Annotated in this window: 16 protein-coding genes and 1 other annotated feature; of the genes, 8 read left to right on the top strand and 8 right to left on the bottom strand. The window is 37.0% G+C overall.

The window, feature by feature from the left end:
* The first annotated feature begins 24 nt into the window (after positions 1 to 24).
* The 4 genes from NV349_RS17390 to leuS all read left to right on the top strand — a co-directional run bounded on the left by NV349_RS17390 (position 25) and on the right by leuS (position 6279).
* Positions 25 to 1203: an MDR family MFS transporter gene (locus NV349_RS17390; RefSeq protein ID WP_036118761.1), complete on the top strand. Its 1179-nt coding sequence runs from the start codon at positions 25 to 27 to the stop codon at positions 1201 to 1203.
* A 146-nt stretch (positions 1204 to 1349) separates the two neighbouring features.
* The gene (locus NV349_RS17385) at positions 1350 to 1697 is read left to right on the top strand and encodes an ArsR/SmtB family transcription factor (protein WP_036118762.1); all 348 of its coding nucleotides are present in this window, start codon (positions 1350 to 1352) and stop codon (positions 1695 to 1697) included.
* A gap of 56 nt (positions 1698 to 1753) precedes the next feature.
* Positions 1754 to 3496 (top strand): SulP family inorganic anion transporter, encoded by a 1743-nt coding sequence (locus tag NV349_RS17380; protein ID WP_271910744.1) that lies wholly within the window; start codon positions 1754 to 1756, stop codon positions 3494 to 3496.
* A gap of 66 nt (positions 3497 to 3562) precedes the next feature.
* Positions 3563 to 3773 (top strand) — a binding site (T-box leader).
* An 88-nt stretch (positions 3774 to 3861) separates the two neighbouring features.
* A complete protein-coding gene (gene leuS / locus NV349_RS17375) occupies positions 3862 to 6279 on the top strand; it encodes a leucine--tRNA ligase (RefSeq protein ID WP_271910742.1) in 2418 nt (805 codons plus the stop codon).
* Positions 6280 to 6419: 140 nt separating this feature from the next.
* On the opposite strand, the gene NV349_RS17370 is transcribed toward leuS, so the two are convergent.
* From NV349_RS17370 to NV349_RS17335, 8 genes are all read right to left on the bottom strand, one after another.
* On the bottom strand, positions 6420 to 7601 hold the full coding sequence (locus NV349_RS17370) for a NupC/NupG family nucleoside CNT transporter (protein ID WP_036118765.1): 1182 nt from the start codon (positions 7599 to 7601) through the stop codon (positions 6420 to 6422).
* A 464-nt stretch (positions 7602 to 8065) separates the two neighbouring features.
* Complete coding sequence (locus NV349_RS17365; RefSeq protein ID WP_271910740.1) at positions 8066 to 9328, bottom strand: permease; 1263 nt, start codon at positions 9326 to 9328, stop codon at positions 8066 to 8068.
* Positions 9329 to 9332: 4 nt separating this feature from the next.
* On the bottom strand, positions 9333 to 10031 hold the full coding sequence (locus tag NV349_RS17360) for a response regulator transcription factor (protein WP_036118767.1): 699 nt from the start codon (positions 10029 to 10031) through the stop codon (positions 9333 to 9335).
* 38 nt (positions 10032 to 10069) lie between these two features.
* The gene (locus NV349_RS17355; RefSeq protein ID WP_036118768.1) at positions 10070 to 10822 is read right to left on the bottom strand and encodes a sensor histidine kinase; all 753 of its coding nucleotides are present in this window, start codon (positions 10820 to 10822) and stop codon (positions 10070 to 10072) included.
* A 37-nt stretch (positions 10823 to 10859) separates the two neighbouring features.
* Positions 10860 to 11852 carry an ABC transporter ATP-binding protein gene (locus NV349_RS17350; protein WP_141905335.1) on the bottom strand — a complete coding sequence of 331 codons (993 nt, stop codon included), beginning with the start codon at positions 11850 to 11852 and terminating at the stop codon, positions 10860 to 10862.
* Positions 11849 to 12862 carry an ABC transporter ATP-binding protein gene (locus tag NV349_RS17345; RefSeq protein WP_271910738.1) on the bottom strand — a complete coding sequence of 338 codons (1014 nt, stop codon included), beginning with the start codon at positions 12860 to 12862 and terminating at the stop codon, positions 11849 to 11851. Before NV349_RS17345 ends, NV349_RS17350 begins: the two co-directional genes overlap by 4 nt.
* A 14-nt stretch (positions 12863 to 12876) precedes the next feature.
* Positions 12877 to 13797: a nickel ABC transporter permease gene (nikB, locus tag NV349_RS17340; protein ID WP_271910737.1), complete on the bottom strand. Its 921-nt coding sequence runs from the start codon at positions 13795 to 13797 to the stop codon at positions 12877 to 12879.
* A 14-nt stretch (positions 13798 to 13811) separates the two neighbouring features.
* Positions 13812 to 14714, bottom strand: coding sequence for an ABC transporter permease (locus tag NV349_RS17335; protein WP_036118772.1), 903 nt, complete (start codon positions 14712 to 14714; stop codon positions 13812 to 13814).
* A 181-nt stretch (positions 14715 to 14895) separates the two neighbouring features.
* Here NV349_RS17335 and NV349_RS17330 point away from each other — a divergent pair, with 181 nt between their 5' ends.
* The 4 genes from NV349_RS17330 to NV349_RS17315 all read left to right on the top strand — a co-directional run bounded on the left by NV349_RS17330 (position 14896) and on the right by NV349_RS17315 (position 20030).
* Positions 14896 to 16455, top strand: a complete 1560-nt coding sequence (locus NV349_RS17330; protein ID WP_271910736.1) for a glutathione ABC transporter substrate-binding protein — start codon at positions 14896 to 14898, stop codon at positions 16453 to 16455.
* Positions 16456 to 16498: 43 nt separating this feature from the next.
* Positions 16499 to 17749 carry an amidohydrolase family protein gene (locus NV349_RS17325; protein WP_058845056.1) on the top strand — a complete coding sequence of 417 codons (1251 nt, stop codon included), beginning with the start codon at positions 16499 to 16501 and terminating at the stop codon, positions 17747 to 17749.
* Complete coding sequence (locus tag NV349_RS17320) at positions 17746 to 18957, top strand: amidohydrolase (protein ID WP_271910735.1); 1212 nt, start codon at positions 17746 to 17748, stop codon at positions 18955 to 18957. Before NV349_RS17325 ends, NV349_RS17320 begins: the two co-directional genes overlap by 4 nt.
* A gap of 167 nt (positions 18958 to 19124) precedes the next feature.
* Positions 19125 to 20030, top strand: a complete 906-nt coding sequence (locus tag NV349_RS17315) for a DMT family transporter (protein ID WP_058845057.1) — start codon at positions 19125 to 19127, stop codon at positions 20028 to 20030.
* The last annotated feature ends 457 nt before the right edge of the window (positions 20031 to 20487 follow it).

Here is a 20487-nt window from a genome sequence, read left to right as displayed (position 1 = left end):
AGGCGAAATAATGGAGGTCATCATATGCCAAAACGTGTTTGGTTTTTACTTATTGGAATGCTTGTGAACACAACAGGTAACTCTTTTTTATGGCCTTTAAATGCCATATATATGCATGATTATTTAGGGAAAACTTTAGCGATGGCTGGTTTTGTCTTAATGCTCAACTCTGCTGCTGGAGTATTGGGCAATCTATTAGGTGGTTACTTATTTGATAGAATCGGTGGCTATAAGGCGATTATGTTTGGCATCCTGCTAACGATTGCTTCATTAATAGGCTTAACAATTTGGCATGGTTGGCCACATTATGTGTGGTTTTTAACGATACTAGGCTTTAGTGGGGGCATCGTTTTTCCAAGTATGTTCGCATTAGCAGGGGCTGCATGGCCTGAGGGCGGACGAAAAGCCTTTAATGCGATCTATTTGGCACAGAATGTCGGTGTTGCAGTTGGCCCTGCTCTTGCGGGTATAGTGGCTGATTATCAATTTGATTATGTTTTTAAAGTGAATTTAGGCATGTATATTTTATTCTTTTTTATTGCTTTATTTACATTTAAACGTTTAGAGGCAGGCAGTATTGCCCCTAAAAATGTCGTCAGTGAAAGTAAACGAATTGTTAACAAAGCACCATTCTATGCTTTGTTAATTATTAGCGCATCCTCAGTGTTATGTTGGCTTGCATATTCTCAATGGAGTGCTACTATTTCATCCTATACTCAAGATTTAGGCTTAGGGTTAAAGCAATATAGTTTACTTTGGACAATAAATGGTTTGCTTATAGTTGTAGGTCAGCCACTCATTGCACCGCTTGTGAAAAGATGGGAAAACAATTTAAAGCGTCAGCTCGTATTTGGTGTAATTCTGATTGCCCTATCGTTTGGAATCATCGCCTTTGCAAGTGATTTTAAAATGTTTGGAGCCGCGATGCTTGTTTTAACGTTTGGTGAAATGTTCTATACCCCAGCATTACCAACCATCGCGAATCAACTCGCACCAAAAGGTCGACAAGGATTCTATCAGGGCATTATCAATAGTGCAGCGACAGGTGGTCGGATGATAGGGCCATTATTCGGTGGGATAATGGTGGATCAATTTGGCATGATACCTCTTGTATTAACTTTAGTGGTAGTTGTGCTGTTGGCTATTATTCCATGTTTAACTTATGATTATCCTTTAAAAAAGAATAATATCGTTGCAGATTAATAGTAGGCAAGGAAAAGAGCAAAAACGAGTGATCAGCACTTGGTTTTGCTCTTTTTTTATTGAAGCTATTGAAAAATAATCGATACAGGCTTACAATCATACATATTCAAATATTTGAATATGTAGTAATGTGGAGGGTGTTTTTTATGGAAGAGGGTTTACAACAATTTAAGGCGGATTTTTTTAAAGCATTAGCACATCCGTTACGCATTAGAATACTGGAACTCCTTGTAGAAGGTCAGAAAAGTGTCAATGAGATTCAAGATTGCTTAGAGAAAGAGGGTTCTGCTGTTTCTCAGCAATTAAGTGTATTACGCGCCAAAAATATCGTTTATGGTGTGAAGGAAGGTAAAAAAGTCTACTATTCTTTAAGTGATCCAATGATTGGTGAATTACTTGGGGTGGCAAAGGATATTTTCAATAACCATTTAGTTAACACCATTTCGAGATTAGAGGAAATGACGAGCAATGAAGGTGACGAAGGCAATAAGTAAATCAAAGAAGTTGAAAAATTATGCTTTGCTTATTATTTCGAAGGGAAGATTTATCTATGAAGTCACTGTTTACAGGACGCTTTGAAGGGTATTCTGTTCATCACGTCAAGAAGGATCTATTATCCGGAATTATAGTTGGGATCGTCGCTATTCCACTTGCCATGTCTTTTGCCATTGCATCGGGGGTGAAACCCGAATATGGGATTTATACCGCCTGTATTGCGGGTATTCTTATTTCTCTTTTTGGTGGATCGAAATATCAAATTGGTGGGCCAACAGGGGCGTTTGTACCGATTTTATTAGGAATTGTCATTACCTATGGCTATGAGGATTTATTACTTGCAGGATTAATGGCTGGGATTATGCTTTGCTTAATGGGCATTTTTAAGTTAGGATCTTTAATTAAATTTATTCCTCGCCCTGTAACAGTTGGCTTTACAGCAGGTATAGCAGTTATTATTTTTACAGGTCAAATTGCCAACTTTTTAGGGTTAACAAATGTTAAAAGACATGAGTATTTTATTGCCAATATACAAGAAATTATGAAGCAGCTTGGAACGACCAATATGTATAGTATTTTGACGGCTGTTATCTGTTTTGTGACAATACTGATGACGCCGAAGTTTTTTCCAAAGGTTCCTGGAGCATTAGCAGGTATTGTTGTTTCTACACTTGTGGCCACTTTCCTCTTTACAGGACATGTTGCTACGATCGCGACAGCTTATGGGCAAATTCCGAATTCATTGCCTCATTTTGCTATACCTGATATCACCTTTGAACGCCTACAACTGCTTATTGGACCAGCGTTTGTCATCGCCATGCTAGGGGGCATAGAGTCACTACTATCGGCAGTCGTTGCAGATGGGATGACGAATAGTAAGCATAACAGTAATCGAGAGCTGATTGGTCAAGGAATTGCTAATATCGTGACGCCTTTGTTCGGGGGGATTCCAGCTACAGGTGCTATTGCACGGACTGCAACTAATATTAAAACAGGTGCAGTATCGCCTATGTCAGGTATCATACACGGAGTATTTGTTTTAGTTACATTATTGCTATTAGCACCATATGCGTCTCATATTCCATTAGCAAGTATGGCTCCTGTATTGATGGTTGTAGCCTGGAATATGAGCGAACGACACCATTTCTCACATATTGTGAAATTAAAATCGGGTGACTCGCTAGTGTTATTGATTACCTTTTTATTAACGGTGTTTACAAGTCTCACATTAGCAGTGGAAGTAGGGCTTGTATTAGCTGTGCTATTATTTGCAAAACGCATGAGTGAAAAGCTTGTTGTGACAAAGGTACTCCCAGACCATTCAAACAAAAGTGGGAAGGTACAGCCCCATGTGGTTCACCAGCAGCATGATTGTCCGCAAATTAACATGTATACAATTGAAGGACCATTGTTCTTTGGAGCTGCTCAAATGTTTGAACAAAAAATTGAAAGCACTTTGCATCAGCAACCAAGAGTTTTGATATTGCGAATGGGGAAAGTGCCCTTTATGGATTCCACTGGTGAAGCATATTTTAGCAATATCATTGAAAACTTTACAGCACAGGGTGGTAAAATTCTGGTAACAGGTGTGCAAGGTGATTTAAAAATAGCTCTTCAGCACAATGGTATTTACGATAAGATTGGAGCGCATCATTTTTATCAGCATACTGGAGAAGCGATTACTAAGGCTCTCGGCTATTTGGACACAAAGAAATGCATCGGATGCCAGCATTTTGCTTTTCATGAATGTAAGGATTTATCAAAATCTAAGGAAGAAGAGGAATTAATTCTTCAGTAATGGGTTAGTCTGTAAACAAAGGCTTGTGCTTTTCAATACTTTCCATTAGAATAAATGCAATATCATGTAAAGACTGTGATGAGGAATAGTAAATTTGTCGTTCTTTTTAGAGAGCTAGCGGCTGGTGGGAGCTAGTAAGAAAGCAAGTTGAACTCGCCTTCTGAGTCTGCCCGCGTGAAACAGCGTGTGTCGTTTCTTCCGCGTTAAGGAAGCTTGAGCCGAGTGTAATCACTAATTTGGGTGGTACCGCGGGAGTACAAATTCTCTCGTCCCTTCTATAAAGAAAGGGACGAGTTTTTTTATTTTTTAAATATTTTGTCAATTATGATGAAGAGCAACATGATTCAATCGAAGGAGGAAAAAGAATGAGTTTTAATCATCTACAAATTGAAAAAAAGTGGCAGCAATATTGGGCTAATAACAAAACATTCAAAACTGAAAATGAAACAGCGAAGCCTAAATTTTTTGCATTAGATATGTTTCCATATCCATCTGGCGCTGGACTGCATGTAGGACATCCAGAAGGATATACAGCGACAGATATTTTATCACGCTTTAAACGTATGCAAGGCTACAATGTATTACATCCAATGGGCTGGGATGCTTTTGGTTTACCAGCTGAGCAATATGCACTCGATACAGGAAATGACCCAGCAGAATTTACAGCTAAAAATATTGCAACTTTTAAACGCCAAATTCAAGAGCTAGGATTCAGTTATGATTGGGATCGCGAAATTAACACGACGGATCCAGAGTATTATAAATGGACACAATGGATTTTTATCCAGCTTTATAAAAAAGGTTTAGCCTATGTGGATGAAGTAGCTGTTAACTGGTGTCCAGCGCTTGGTACGGTATTGGCTAACGAAGAAGTAATTGATGGAAAATCAGAGCGTGGTGGGCATCCAGTAGAACGTCGACCAATGAAACAATGGATGCTTAAAATTACTGCATATGCTGATCGTTTAATCGATGACCTAGAAGAAGTTGATTGGCCAGAATCTATTAAAGATATGCAGCGCAACTGGATTGGTCGTTCAGAAGGGGCAGAAGTAACATTTGCTATTGATGGTTCAGATCAAAACTTCACGGTCTTCACAACACGTCCAGATACATTATTTGGTGCTACATATTGTGTACTTGCGCCTGAACATAAATTGGTAGAACAAATAACGACAGCTGAGCAACGTCAAGCTGTTGAGGCATATTTAGAGAAAGTGAAAATGAAATCGGATCTTGAGCGCACAGATTTAGCAAAAGAAAAAACAGGCGTATTCACAGGTGCTTATGCCGTGAATCCGATTAACGGGAAAAAAGCGCCGATTTGGATTGCTGACTATGTGTTAGTGTCTTACGGTACAGGTGCTATTATGGCGGTGCCAGCACATGATGAACGTGACTATGAATTTGCGACTGCATTTGGTTTAGACATCGTTCCTGTACTTGAGGGTGGGGACATTAGCAAAGAAGCATTTACAGGTGATGGTCAACATATTAATTCTGAATTCCTTAATGGTTTAAATAAAGAAGATGGCATTGCGAAAGCAATTGAATGGTTAGAGCAAAAAGGCGTTGGAGAGAAGAAAATTTCTTATCGACTACGTGATTGGCTATTCTCACGTCAGCGTTACTGGGGTGAACCAATTCCAATGATTCATTGGGAAGATGGCACGATCACACCTGTTCCAGAATCAGAATTACCATTAGTGCTTCCAAAAACAGATAATATCCGTCCATCGGGTACTGGTGAATCACCATTAGCTAATATCGCTGAATGGGTGAATGTTGTAGATCCAGAGACAGGCAAAAAGGGTCGCCGTGAAACAAATACAATGCCACAGTGGGCTGGGTCTAGCTGGTACTTCTTACGCTATATCGACCCTACAAATACAGAGGCGATTGCAGATCCAGAGTTACTAAAACGTTGGTTACCAGTAGATATTTATATTGGAGGAGCGGAGCATGCAGTACTGCACTTACTTTACGCTCGCTTCTGGCATAAAGTTCTTTATGATCTAGGTGTTGTTCACACGAAAGAGCCATTCCATAAATTATTTAACCAAGGTATGATTCTTGGTGAAGGTAATGAAAAAATGTCTAAATCGAAAGGTAATGTTGTAAACCCAGATGAAATCATTTCATCACATGGTGCCGATACATTACGTTTGTATGAAATGTTCATGGGACCATTAGAGGCATCTGTTGCATGGTCAACAAATGGTTTAGATGGGGCACGTCGTTTCTTAGATCGTATTTGGCGTCTATTTGTTAATGAAGAAGATGGTGCCATTTCATCAAAAATTCAAGTGTCTAACGATCAAACACTTGAAAAAGCATACCACCAAACAGTGAAAAAAGTGACAGAGGATTACGAAGGTATCCGCTTTAACACAGCTATTTCACAGATGATGGTATTTATCAATGATTGCTATAAAGCTGACGTTATTCCAGCAGAGTATGCGGAAGGCTTTGTTAAAATGCTAGCACCAATCGCGCCGCATATTGCAGAAGAGCTATGGCAGCTATTAGGCCACGATTCAACACTTTCTTACGAGCAATGGCCAACATACGATGAAACGAAGCTTGTGGATGATGAAGTGGAGATTGCCGTGCAAGTGGCTGGTAAAGTCCGTGCAAAAATCGTCGTAGCGAAAGATGCTTCAAAAGAGGATATCGAAAAAGTAGCGCTTGCTGATGAAAAAGTACAAGAATATATGGCAGGAAAAAACCTAGTGAAAATTATCGTTATTCCAAGCAAACTTGTCAATATTGTCGTTAAATAAAATGATCTAAATAATAAAAATGTACATTACTAAATGAAATTTTAGTGATGTACATTTTTTATTTTTCGTGAAGAGTTTATAGTGGATAATTTAAAAAACTACACTCCATAACTATCGGAGTGCAGCTCAAATGATGATGTTTAAATAATCAATCCAACAATAATAGCTGTTAGGATACTGACAAGTGTGGCTCCGTACAATAACTTTAAGCCAAAACGAGCAACGACATTACCCTGTCTTTCATTTAACCCTTTAACTGCTCCGGAAATAATACCGATGGATGAAAAGTTGGCAAAGGATACAAGGAATACCGAAATAATGCCCAGTGTACGTTCACTCATGGACTCTGAGACGTCGCCAAGGTTGATCATAGCAACAAATTCATTCGTTACTAATTTAGTGGCCATTATTCCACCAGCTGAAACAGCGTCTGCCCATGGGATACCCATTAGGAAAGCTATTGGTGCAAAAATATAGCCTAATATTTCTTGGAAAGAAACACCGATAATCATATCAAACAATGAATTGATTAAATCCATTAATGCTACGAAACCAATCAGCATGGCTCCAACTATGATGGCTACCTTAAAGCCATCCATAATATATTCACCAAGCATTTGGAAGAAAGCTTGCTTCTGCTCATCTTCAATGGTTAAGATATCTTCCTCTTCTTTTACGGTATACGGATTAATGATGGAAACAATTATAAAACCACCAAATAAGTTTAACACAATCGCCGTTACGACATACTTTGGTTCAATCATCGTCATGTACGCGCCAACAACTGACATCGAGACGGTCGACATCGCGGATGCGCATAATGTATACATACGCTGTGGCGCAATCTTATCTAATTGTTTTTTAACTGTAATGAATACTTCCGATTGTCCAACCATTGCGGAAGCAACAGCATTATAGGATTCCAATTTCCCCATTCCACTTACTTTACTCAACAGTAATCCTATCCATTTCATGAAGAAAGGGAGAATTTTAAAATGCTGCAAAATCCCAATTAAGACTGATATAAAGACAATCGGTAATAATACAGCTAGGAAGAACGGAGACTCTCCTTCATTTGCTAATCCACCAAAAACAAATGATATCCCTGCATTTGCGTAAGACAATAAATGATCAAATACTTTGGTGATTCCTTTGATTAAAACAAAACCAATTGTCGTATTGAGTAGTAGAGCTGCCAATAAAAATTGGATGATTAACATCACCACTATATATTTATATTTTATTTCTTTTTTGTTTTTACTCATTAATAAAGCTAGGGCAAAAACAAGTAACAATCCACAAAAGGATATTAAGTATCTCATAAGTTCCTCCATAAGTATGTGTAATAGTTTGTCCTGATGTTCTAAATTCAGAAGAACAGCTAAAGATCTTAATTAGTCAGACGTCAGACAAACAATCTCACTATAACAGTTTTTTTGCTAGTTATTCAATAGATAATAGAAAAAAAGTATGCAACAGGGCATACGAATACGATAAATACAGTTCTATAACAAGAAAAGCTCATGTCAAAACACTTTTTTATTGTGTGAAGTTTTTAAAATTTTATGACCAATGTGTAAATGAAAACGTAGGAAACCAACTAGGGAAGTGAAAGTGTAAGGCGTGTTTGGGAAGTTCTGACCATTGTGGCAAACGTACGAGTGGTGTTATTTAAAGATGCAGAAGAAGGTATTTAGGATGTATTTTTTTACCTAATCATTATTTACGAAAACATAAAAGACATATATTTAGTTAACTACAGACTAATGCCTGACCTCCATATATTTTAGGGTTCAGGCATTTTTTCTATAGTATCGGTCTGAAGCATTAATTGATAAATGCTAGAGATCATAAAGCTAGTTGCTAATCCGTAAAGTGCATTGAAGCTTAGGGCAACGCCAATTCCTATGAGGATAGATAGCAGTATGACAAACCAACTATGTTTATGAATACGGCGATTCGTAAATAAAAGAATTAACATAAACGGCAGTATGGTAATGTGCAGGAACGCGAAAGAATAAATAACCCCTAAAATCGTTAAATCGATAGATAAGAAAAAGGTAAGTAAAATGACCATAAGTCCAATTAAGTAAAAATAATAGGGTCTTTTCTTCATAAAAAAACGTTTTGTTGCACGCATATCTACAAGTAAGGACGTCACAACGGCCAACAGGACAATGACAAGGAAAGCGAATGTCAGAAACCCAGGCTGTACTTCATATAAGAACGTAAAAATTAGCACTTGAAACTGACCAAAGGAGCCACTGTATAAAGCAATCATTAAAATAGCTGTAAAGGATAATGTTAATAATGCTAAAATCACACCTGATGAAAATAGGCTGCGACGTATTTTTTTGGGCTTGATAAATGCAATTAAATACCATGTTGATTTATCAAAAAGTACTTGTCCTAAAACGGCTAATTGAATAATGACATAGAACAGGAGGATTTCGCTATTTTTAAAATAAAATAAATAAGGGTGGTATAAGCGAATGCCTTCATAAACGGTGCTTGCTCCATTTTGTACAAAGTAGTAAATAGGGATAAAAATAAGTAATGAAAACAGGGCGATGATAAATAAAATTTCTAGCCAAAGTATACTTTTCACAGACATGATGCGATCAAGCAGTAACATACCGGTTAGAAATAAAAAAAGCGTAATGGGTATCGGGATATTTAACATGATTTCAGACAAGACACTAATGCTAATTAATTGAATTAACCAAAGTTCAATGCTTGTCAAAAGGTAAAACAGTCGTATCACTTTTAAATTCATACCACTCAATTTTTGTTGTATGGTAAAGAGTAAAAAGCTTTGTGTATGCTGGTTTTGCTTGTAATTCCTTTTATTTAACAAGGAGCTCAATACAATAAATGAAATGGCTGTTGCTAATGTATAACAAATGCCTGCCATAAAGCCAAAAGAAATAAGGGCTGAGGGAGAGGACAATAATAAATTACCGTTAATCCATCTTGCTAAAAGAATGATGACGCCTGCTGCTGTGCTTAAACTTGCAAATGGTACGAGCAATGAATAATTTTTTAACATACCATCAAATACCTTTACTCATTTTAGCGGATTTATATTGACGTGGCGATTGATTATACTTTTTCTTAAAGGCCACACTAAAATAGTGTTGGCTATTAAATCCACAGCTCTCCGCAATTGCAGACATGCTTGCGTCCAGGTTTTCATTTATTTTCTTCACGGCCATTTCGAGGCGGTAATTATTTATATACTCATTAATGCCAATAGACTGCTCCTCCAAAAATTTACGACTTAAGTAGCTTGGATTCAAATGGATCTTTTCTGCAATAATATTTAAACCGAGCTTTTCATAATAGTTTTCATGGATATAGGAAAGCGCACTTTGAATCGCATCATGGTTGGAGCTCCATACTTTATATTTCTCCACAATCGCATCTAATTCACTAGCAATAACAGGTTTTGTAAGATAATCTTTTACCCCGATACGCAATGCTTGCTGGGCATATTCGAAGGTCTGATAAGCAGTTACCATAATGATGTCTATTTCATACATTTCTTTTAATTCCTTGCTCAAAGTGATACCATCTTTCCCAGGCATTTGGATATCCAAAAAGGCGATAGTCATACGGTGTTTTTTAGCTAATTGCAGAGCTTGTGAGGCATCCTGAGCAGTATGGAATGTCCAATTAGGGAAATGCGGTTTTAATAAATAAATCATTTGCTCTAGCTCTAACGGCTCATCATCTGCGATTAAAATATGCATGGTGAGATTCTCCTTTCACATTCAAATTGATAGAAGGGCTAAGCGGGAACGTGAATTGTAACTGTGTAAAACTGTTCATTATTTTGAATCGAAAATAAAACATTTTCGAGACCATAAATAAGCTCAAGCCGTTGTCTAATATTTTCAAGACCATAACCTTGCTGTAATTCATCTTCTAGCTGTTCAATAGCAGTTTCTATCTTTTCTAAGGGCTGTGTATTTTTTATTTCTATTAATAAGATCTTGTCCATTTTTTTTATCGTAATGGATAACTCAGCAGGTCCTATATGCTTTTCAAAGCTATGTTTATATGCATTTTCAATAATGGTCTGCAAAATAAATGGAGGTATTTGTACAGATAGAGCTTCATCATCCATATCCTTATGAATCGTCAAACGATGTCCAAAGCGTAACTGTTGAATATTTAAATAGCTATCCATAAATTGTATCTCGTTCTTTAACGCGATTAAAACCTCATGATTATTGTATTTAAATTTAAAAAACGTTGCTAAGGCCTCAATACCCGCAACCAAATCTTCCTTACGATTGATGCGGGCTAGGCTTAGCAATGAATTTAATGCGTTAAAAAAGAAATGTGGTTGTATTTGCTGATTTAACTGAAGAATATTCGCTCGTTGTAAATCCTGCTTGAGCTCTAAACTTCTCTTTTCTTCCTCAAGGCTATCGATTTGTTTTTCGAAAATAAATATAAAAGTAAGCAGAAAAGCTCCAATAATTGGAGCAATTACACATAGGAGAATATATATGTTGAAGGTTTCTAGTTGTAACATAATGATCTCTCCATTTATTTTATAAGTGTAAGATACATTAAACTAAATTTTCTGCAAAATGGCAAGCTACCTTATGTGTTGCAGTGATTTCTCGTAATGCTGGAACTTCTGCTTTACATTTCTCTGTGGCGAATGGACAACGTGTGTGAAAGCTACAGCCAGTAGGAGGATTAAGAGGTGACGGTAGGTCTCCTTTTAAAATAATGCGCTCCTTGCGATGTTGTTTGTCGATTACTGGAATAGAAGAAAATAATGCTTTTGTATAAGGATGATATGGCTGTGTGAAAAGGGAATGCTTATCAGCAATTTCGACAACCTTTCCAAGATACATGACCATGATACGATCTGAAATATGTCGAACAACACTTAAATCGTGTGAGATAAATAAAAATGTTAAATCTAAATCTCGTTGTAGCTGCTTTAATAAATTTAAAATTTGTGCTTGAATAGAAACGTCTAGCGCAGAAACCGATTCATCACAAATAATAATTTTAGGATTGACTGCAAGAGCTCTTGCAATTCCGATACGTTGACGCTGACCACCAGAAAATTCATGTGGATAGCGCTCTAAGTATTCAGGACGTAATCCAACAAGCGACATTAATTCAATCATGCGTGCCTCTTGTTGTTCAGGTGGTACTATTTTTTGAATAGACATGGCCTCTGTTAACATTTTACGAATGGTTCTTCGTGGGTTAAGGGATGCATACGGATCTTGGAAAATAATTTGGATGTCCTTGCGTGCAGCACGTAGCTCTTTTTTGTTCATATTCACTAAGTTTTTACCAAATAACATTACTTCTCCAGAAGTAGGTTCATCTAATCTTAAAATAGAACGCCCCGTCGTTGATTTTCCGCAGCCAGATTCTCCAACAATGCTAAGTGTTTCACCAGGCATAATGTCAAAGGAAACACCATCCACAGCTTTTACAATTTGCTGAGGACCGAAGAGCTTTTCTTTTTTTAAGAAAAAATGCTGTTTTAAATCATTTACTTGTAAGAGTGGTTGTGTTTGTAGCGCTGTTGTCATACTGTCATCTCCTTCATCATTGTTTGCCCTTGCCATTCATTGCTGTACATCCAACATCTTACTTTTTTCTCGTGCTCCACAGTCATAAGCTCAGGTTGTTGTTCATGACATAAATCTGTAGCAAATGGGCAACGTTCTGCATAACGACAGCCAACCGGATAATTGTATGGACTTGGAACAGTTCCGTGAATAGTAGATAATTCTTCTTGCTCTTCATAGAGCTTTGGTAATGATTGTATTAATCCATTTGTATAGGGGTGTAACGGTTTTTCAAAAAGACTTTCTGTTGTGCCTTCTTCTACAATCTGCCCCGCATACATCACAGCAATTTTATCGCAAATTTCTGCTACAACACCTAGGTCGTGAGTAATGAAAATAATGCTCATGCCTAATTGCTTTTGCAGATTTTGTATAATTTCAATAATTTGAGCCTGAATGGTTACATCAAGTGCCGTTGTAGGTTCGTCTGCAATTAAAACATCGGGTGTACACGCTAATGCCATTGCGATCATAATGCGCTGACGCATCCCACCGCTTAACTGGTACGGCTCCTGCTTCGCTCTTTTTTCTGGTGCAGGAATTCCCACTAGACGGATCATATCGACGGCCTTTTGCCATGCCTCTTTACGTGATAAACCTTGGTGTAAGCGAATAGATTCAGCAATTTGCTCCCCAACGGATAACACAGGATTTAGACTTGTCATAGGCTCTTGGAAAATCATTGATATTTTATTGCCTCGAATTTTGCGTAATTCCTCATCTGATAATTTTAAGATATCTGTATTATTTAAGAAAATCTCACCGTTGATGATTTTACCAGGAGGTGACGGTACTAAACGAAGTAACGATAGGGAGGTCATTGATTTCCCACAACCAGATTCACCAACAATGCCTAGCGTTTCTCCCTTTTGAAGTATAAAGGAAACACCATCCACAGCTTTGGCAACGCCTTCACTCGAATAAAAATAAGTTTGTAAATTTTTTACTTCTAACACGGTATTTTGTTTCATCGCTTTTTCCCTCCCTAGTTTAAATCCATTCGTTTATTAAAAATTCGATATAATATGTCTACGAAAAGATTAATGAAAACAAATATTAATGAGGCTACGAGAACGCCGCCTTGAACAACAGGTATATCTCGTGTACGAATAGCATCTACAATCATTCGTCCTAAGCCGTTGACAGCGAACACAGATTCTACTAATACTGTTCCCCCAAGTAAACTACCAAACTGTAAGCCTACAACTGTAATAACTGGAATTAAGGCATTGCGTAGTGCGTGTTTTAAAATGATAATATAGCCTTTTAAACCTTTCGCCTTCGCTGTTCGAATATAGTCTTGGTTCACAACCTCTAGCATACTAGAGCGAGTCATACGCGCAACGATTGCAGCGCCACCAGCACCTAGTGTGACCGCTGGTAGAATAATATGTTTGGCACTATCCCAACCTGCTACAGGAAGCCAGTGTAGCTGTACAGAGAAAACATACATCAATAAAATACCTAACCAAAAACTTGGTAGGGAAATCCCTAATAAGGCGACAATCATTAGTCCAACATCCATAAACGAATATGGACGGATTGCTGAGATGATGCCGGCAATCAACCCCAAAATAATAGTGATTAAAATACCATAAAAGGCTAGCTCAATTGTAATTGGTAAACGTGCAGTAATTTCCTCAAATACAGGTTGTTTATTTTTTAACGAATGCCCCATATCTCCCTGTACAAGATTTTTAATATAATCTGTATATTGGATAGCTAATGGTTTATTAAGCCCTAAATTTTCACGTAATTCTTCAACCGTTTCTTGAGAAGCTCCTTCTCCTGCTAAAATAATGGCGGGATCACCGGGGATCATTTGCATAATTAAAAAAACAACAAGCGTTACACCAAGGGTCACAGGAATAATTTGAGCGAGCCGTTTTATGATAAATAATGTCATGTGTCTTCTCTCCTTTAATTTTTCATTCTTGGGTCTAGCGCATCGCGTAAACCATCGCCAAATAAGTTAAATCCTAAAACAAGGATGGAAATCATAATACCAGGGAATAGCGCCATATAAGGAGCAGTAAATAAGAAATCTCTTCCGTTTGATAGCATGGCACCCCATTCAGGAGATGGTGGCTGTGCCCCTAATCCTAAAAAGGATAGACCTGCCGCAGATAGAATAGCCGTTGCTAAACGCATAGATGCTTGTACAATAATCGGTGATAAAATGTTCGGGAAAATATGTTTAATTAAAATCGTCATATCATTTGCTCCGAGTGTTTTGACAGCATCGATATATTCTAGTTTTTTAACTTCCATTGTCGAGCCACGTACGATACGAGCAAACATGGGGATAGAGAAAAAACCTACTGCAATTGTGACGTTAATTAGACTTGGCCCTAATGCACTGACAATAGCTAGAGCTAATAAAATACCTGGAAAGGCAAGCATGATATCTAAAATTCGACTAATAATAGAATCAACCCATTTACCATAATAACCAGCGATAAGTCCTAGGAATGTGCCAATCGATCCACCAAATAACACAGCTGAAATACCAACTCCAATGGATAAGCGTGAACCATATAAAATTCGACTTAAAATATCTCGTCCTTTGTCATCGGTGCCCATTAGATGATCTAAACTTGGCCCTTGTAATTTTTGATCTAACTGTACGTCGTAAGGATCATAAGGTGCTAGAATAGGTCCGATAAGAAACATCAATATATATAGAAGAATGATGATGCCCCCAGCGACCGCCGCTTTATTTTTTTTTATTTTGTTTAGGAAAGAGACAAGATTCTTTTTTCTAGAGGCCTTGCGTGCATTCACTAAAACAGAATGATCGATAGTAGTAGTTACTTTATCCATATCGAATCTCCTTTTCTATTTGATTTGTTTTCAATTTAGTGAAAAGCGTAAAGAATGTAAATGATTAATGGAGTATTAGTCAGAAAATTTAAAAAATAAGTAAAGATTTTAAAAAACAAGTGAATTTTATTTCTTTATAATTCGAAATGTAAGGATCAAATCATATAAGGAGGAAATGTTTATGAAGAAAATGAAGTTGATTTTATTTATGACACTCATTACCGTACTTGTTTTACAGGCATGTTCAACTGCAAGTAATCAAAGTTCAGAAGGTTCTAAGGAGGGATCAAAAAGTGTAGGAGGAGAATTAGTTGTTCTAAGAGCATCGGATGCGACAAGCCTTGATCCTCATTTTATTACAGATATTCCGTCAGCGAATATTATCCATGGCAAAATATATGAAACACTTGTTGCTTTTGATAGAGATCGCAAAATTGATCCATTACTTGCAAAAGAGTGGGAGCAAAAAGATGATGTCACTTGGACATTTACATTAAATGAGGGCATTAAATTCCATGATGGAGCAGATTTTAATGCAGAGGCTGTTAAAGCTACATTTGATCGTATTTTAGATCCTGCAACTGGTTCACCACAACGTGATAAATTATCAATGATTAATGAAGCAGTGGTAGATGATACGTATGTTGTCACGTTGAAGTTAAAAGAACCATATGCACCGCTTTTATCTATTTTAGCAAGTCAAGAAGGTAGTATGATCAGCCCGAAAGCTATTGCGGAAGCGGCTGATGAATTAGCAACACATCCAGTAGGGACAGGTCCATTTGTATTCGAGGATTGGAAATCTGGTCAAGAAATTACATTAAATACAAACAAAGATTACTGGGGCACTGTACCGAAAGTAGATAAAGTAACATTTAAAGTCGTACCAGAGGACTCTACTCGTTTAGCAATGATTGAAAGTGGAGAAGCACATATCGCTGAACAAGTACCCGTAACAGAGATTGACCGCATAGAAAATTCTTCAACGATGAATTTATTCCGTGCCGAAGGACTTGCAGTAGAATTTATCGGTTTCAATGTGAAAGATGCACTATTATTAGATGTAAAAGTACGTCAGGCAATTAGTTATGCAGTTGACCGCGAAGCAATTATTAGTGGTATTTATGATAATGTAGGTACACTTGCAAATTCGGCAATGAGTCCTAAAATTATTGGTTATTCTAGTGAAACAAAACCATATGACTATGATGTAGTAAAGGCAAAAGAGTTACTAAAAGAAGCTGGCGTTAAAGAAGGAACAAAAGTTAAATTACTGACAAGTGACCGTAAAGAGCGTATCAATATGGCTGAGGTTATTCAATCTCAATTAAAAGGTATTGGATTAGATGTTGAAATTCAAGTAATGGAGTATGGTGCATTTATTTCTGAAATCACGAAAGAACAGCACCAAATATTTATTAGTGGTTGGGGTAATGCTACTGGGGATGCTGATTATAACCAATTTAATCTATTCCACACGGCTTCTATGGGACCTCCAGGCAACCATTTCTACTATTCAAATCCAGAGGTAGACAAGCTAATTGAGCAAGGGCGTTCTGAGTCAAATCAAGAAGCACGTAATGAAATCTACAAAAAGGCAATGCAAATAGAGTTAGATGAAGCTGTATACATTCCAGTTCGTAACTATGAGCATTTAGCAGTCTACAGCAATGCTGTAAAAGGTTTCTGGTTAGACGCATCTAACTACACAATAATCGGTGGCGTTGAAATTGTAGAATAATCGAATTTGGTGAAAGATAAAAAATACCAATTGGGAGGAAACTATGAGTAAACTATTGCTGAAAAATGTAAGATTAGAAGAAGCATATGAGCACGAAAATGAACATATTGTTGCAACTCGTACAGGTATTTATGATGTCCTAATCGTAGATGGGCATGTTCAACAAGTGGATAACAATATAGTGGCCGATGGAGACGTAGAAGTAGTGGATGCTCAAAAGCAACTATTAGTCCCTTCTTTCCGAGAAATGCATATCCATATCGATAAAACGTATTTTGGTGGGGAATGGCAAGCACCAAGACCCATTACTAAAGGGATATTAACGCGTATTGAAGAAGAAAGAACGCTATTACCAAAGCAATTACCAACGGCTGCTTATCGAGCAGAGGAAATGGTGAAGTGGCTTATTTCCCAAGGACATACACATATTCGTTCACATTGTAATGTGGACCCACAAATTGGGACAAAACACATTGACATCACAAAGCAAGTATTAGAAAAATACCAAGATCAAATCACCTATGAGATTGTGGCTTTTCCACAACATGGCTTATTACGCTCCAATGTGGAAGAATTGATCCGTGAAGCAATGGCAATGGGTGCAACGCTCGTTGGGGGCGTTGACCCATCCATTGTAGATCGCAATATTGAGAAATCACTGCACACAACGATGGGTATTGCCCAAGACTATAATGCAGGAATAGATATTCATATTCATACAGCTAACACACTTGGTGAATTTGAATTTTATAAGCTAATCGAGTTAACGAAACAGGCGAAAAAAGAAGGACAAGTGACAATTAGCCATGCGATGGCACTTGCGGATTTAGAACAGTCACGATTAGAAGATTTAGTACAGGCGATGGCTGCTGTACAAATGGATGTCACAACAACTGTACCAACAGACCTGAATCGTTCAACAATACCAATGCCTTATCTTTATAACAATGGTGTAAAGGTTTCTGTAGGACATGATAGTTTAACAGACCATTGGTCACCATACGGTACGGGCAATACGATTATGAAATTAAATGTGATGGCACAGAGATTCCGTTTTATCGACGAATATTCATTAAGTCGTGCTTGGAGATACGCTTCTGGTGGTATCACACCTTTGAACGACGTGGGAGAACGTGTTTGGCCACAAGCTGGTGATAAAGCCAATATGCTGTTAGTAGATGGCGTTAGCACTGCTCATGTTATAGCAAGAAGATGCCCAATTTCTACTGTTATTTCACAGGGCAAAATTATTCACCAACAGGAAGTAGGAGAGTTGAAAGGAGAATTCAGATGAAGCACTGGCTTACAAATGTTCTACTTGAAACAGGAGAATATGTAAAAGAAAATGATACAGTTGGTACGAAAGTGGAGCTTTTTAACCTTGAAATTACAGATGGCTATATTTCTCAAATTGTACCAGCAACGCAGGTAATCGATTCTCCAAATGAAGTAACAAATATGAACGGGAAGCTGCTATTACCTGCCTTTAAGGAAATGCATAATCATTTAGATAAAACATACTTAACTTTACCATGGAAGGCTTGTGTACCCGTAAAAAATTTAAAGGAACGACTTGATCGTGAAGCACAAGAGTTATCCGTTCTTGCTACAACAGGTAAACAACGTGCAGCTGCAATGATTGAGAAAATCGTTAAGAATGGCGCCAACCATATTCGTACCCATGTTAATATTGATCCTTACATTGGCTTGAAAAATTTAGAAGGTGTACTAGCGGCATTGGATGAATATAAAGATGTCGTGACGTCAGAAGTCATTGCCTTCCCACAGCATGGCTTACTAAGAGATGATATCCCTAAATTATTGCGTGAAGCCTTACGCAATGGGGCAACGATGATTGGCGGCTTAGATCCAGCAGGGATTGATAATTCAATTGAGCCTTCTCTTTATGAAGTGATGGATATCGCACAGGAGTTTAATGTAGATGTTGATATTCACCTCCATGATGGTGGTCATGTTGGGTATTATACAATCGATAAATGGATAGATATCGTTGAGGATGCACAATATCAAGGTAGAACGGCGATTAGTCATGCATTTTCACTTGGGGATGTATCCGTTATGGAACAGCATAAAATCGCTGATCGTCTCGCACAACAGCAAGTGAAAATTATGTCTACTGTGCCATTCGATTTAAGACGTTTAATTCCACCAATTGATTTACTAACAGAGCACGGAGTAGATGTCCACTTTGGGTGCGATGGCTTTTATGATTCTTGGAGTCCTAATGGCTCTGGAGATATTTTAGAAAAAGCGACTACTTTTGCTGATATTTCTCGTAAGCTAGATGAACGCTCTATTCGACAAACATTAAAATATATTACAAATGGTGTAACACCATTAGATGCAAATGGTCAAAAGGTTTGGCCGAATGTGAAAGACGAAGCAAGCTTTGTATTCTTTGACGCAGTATCAAGTGCTGAGGTCATTGCACGTAAACTATCTAACCGAGTGGTTATGTCAAATGGTAAGTTTATCAACTAAGTATAAATCTAAATCCCCCTTATTTAGATATGATAGCAAACTAGAAGATTTCTAGTTTGCTATACTTATGTTTTAATAGAAAAGATTAATAAAGGAAAGGGAAGTAGATTTTTAATAGTTGACCCAGAACTTATGTAGAAGTCTCTTTACATGCAGGTACGATTAATATGAAGCAATTCACTATCTATATGATTTTATTTAGCTGTGTATTTTTTTGGGCCAGTAACTTCATTATTGGCTCGATTTTAATTGAACACTGGGCTCCTATAACAGTCGCCATTTTTAGGCTAATTATCATTGTTTTATTTTTGGGATGTATTAGTTGGAAAGCTATTACCCGAACAATATTTACGCGCAAGAATTTACTATTGTTGGTCATTGCAGGAATACTGGGCGTTTCCATTAATCACTATAGTTTTTATGCCAGCCTTCAGCATACTTCTCCTATCACTGCGGCTTTAATATTAGCCTGTGCACCGATTGTCACATCATTATTGAATAAATTGATTTATCATGAATCACGGAACGGCATATTTTGGCTAGGTGCGATCATTTCATTTGTAGGAGTGGGTCTCATCATTACAAAAGGAGCCCTCATCACCATTTCTATTGGTAAGGGAGAGGTGCTAAGTTTAATTACAATGCTAAGCTTTTCCTTATTTCTTATTATTGTGAATCATCTTAGTCTAAAAATGTCAGCTCAGTCCATCACCTTTTATACAAATCTAATTGGCTTACTGATGCTTATACCATTTTCTTTTACTATATTGCCGCAAACAAATTGGCAAGTAACATACCCCTATTGGATTTTGCTAGTTTTATCAGCAATCGTTATTCATGGGGTTAGTAATTTAATGTGGAATCAAAAAATGAAGGAAATAGGCTCGACGAATGCTTCGCTGTTATTGAATTTTGAGCCAGCTATTGCCATGCTGTTGAGTGCGATTTTTTTAAAGCAATTTCCTACCAGTGTCCAAATTTATGGCTCCTTACTGATTTTACTAGGGATTTTGCTATGTATTTATTATAAAGAAATAAAAGTTATGCTTTTTATGAAAGGAAAAACAAATTAAAAAATGTATTTTTCTGTACAGTATGTTAGAGGTAGCTTCTAACATGCTGTTTTTTTGTAGCGCTTGTTTTATTTTTTTACAAAAACAATATGACTTCGAAAATCGTCTTGTTCCAGATTATTTGTATTCTATAAGAAGCAATTGATTTTGTTTAGTTGCCATTAATATTCAATTTCCTGAAATAAAAATGTATATTTGAATAATAAAAATAGGGAGCGATTGAAAGCTATTTATAAAATATGCATACTCTGTATTGTCAATAAATTATTTTTTTGAAAGTTTAAGTAAAAACAGAATTGATTTTTAATTTTTATTGCTACTTCTAAAAATTAAAATTTCGTACATTTATATGGTGAAATTCTCTTTTGTTCTAAAAATTTCTATTATTCATTAATTTGATCTGCTTCCTTTTTAGAGAAATGAGCATAAAAATATTGTTGGTAAAATAAGACGTATA

Source organism: Lysinibacillus sp. OF-1 (assembly GCF_028356935.1).
Taxonomy (GTDB): Bacteria; Bacillota; Bacilli; order Bacillales_A; family Planococcaceae; genus Lysinibacillus; species Lysinibacillus fusiformis_D.
This window is presented reverse-complemented; position numbering and strand designations above follow the sequence as displayed.

Excerpts from the sequence above, each read along its gene's own strand:
- NV349_RS17320 (WP_271910735.1), top strand. The coding sequence starts at position 17,746 with ATGAAGCACTGGCTTACAAATGTTCTACTTGAAACAGGAGAATATGTA.
- leuS (WP_271910742.1), top strand. The coding sequence starts at position 3,862 with ATGAGTTTTAATCATCTACAAATTGAAAAAAAGTGGCAGCAATATTGG.
- NV349_RS17355 (WP_036118768.1), bottom strand. The coding sequence starts at position 10,822 with ATGTTACAACTAGAAACCTTCAACATATATATTCTCCTATGTGTAATT.
- NV349_RS17335 (WP_036118772.1), bottom strand. The coding sequence starts at position 14,714 with ATGGATAAAGTAACTACTACTATCGATCATTCTGTTTTAGTGAATGCA.
- nikB (WP_271910737.1), bottom strand. The coding sequence starts at position 13,797 with ATGACATTATTTATCATAAAACGGCTCGCTCAAATTATTCCTGTGACC.
- NV349_RS17385 (WP_036118762.1), top strand. The coding sequence starts at position 1,350 with ATGGAAGAGGGTTTACAACAATTTAAGGCGGATTTTTTTAAAGCATTA.
- NV349_RS17315 (WP_058845057.1), top strand. The coding sequence starts at position 19,125 with ATGAAGCAATTCACTATCTATATGATTTTATTTAGCTGTGTATTTTTT.
- NV349_RS17370 (WP_036118765.1), bottom strand. The coding sequence starts at position 7,601 with ATGAGATACTTAATATCCTTTTGTGGATTGTTACTTGTTTTTGCCCTA.
- NV349_RS17325 (WP_058845056.1), top strand. The coding sequence starts at position 16,499 with ATGAGTAAACTATTGCTGAAAAATGTAAGATTAGAAGAAGCATATGAG.
- NV349_RS17390 (WP_036118761.1), top strand. The coding sequence starts at position 25 with ATGCCAAAACGTGTTTGGTTTTTACTTATTGGAATGCTTGTGAACACA.
- NV349_RS17365 (WP_271910740.1), bottom strand. The coding sequence starts at position 9,328 with ATGTTAAAAAATTATTCATTGCTCGTACCATTTGCAAGTTTAAGCACA.
- NV349_RS17330 (WP_271910736.1), top strand. The coding sequence starts at position 14,896 with ATGAAGAAAATGAAGTTGATTTTATTTATGACACTCATTACCGTACTT.
- NV349_RS17360 (WP_036118767.1), bottom strand. The coding sequence starts at position 10,031 with ATGCATATTTTAATCGCAGATGATGAGCCGTTAGAGCTAGAGCAAATG.
- NV349_RS17350 (WP_141905335.1), bottom strand. The coding sequence starts at position 11,852 with ATGACAACAGCGCTACAAACACAACCACTCTTACAAGTAAATGATTTA.
- NV349_RS17380 (WP_271910744.1), top strand. The coding sequence starts at position 1,754 with ATGAAGTCACTGTTTACAGGACGCTTTGAAGGGTATTCTGTTCATCAC.
- NV349_RS17345 (WP_271910738.1), bottom strand. The coding sequence starts at position 12,862 with ATGAAACAAAATACCGTGTTAGAAGTAAAAAATTTACAAACTTATTTT.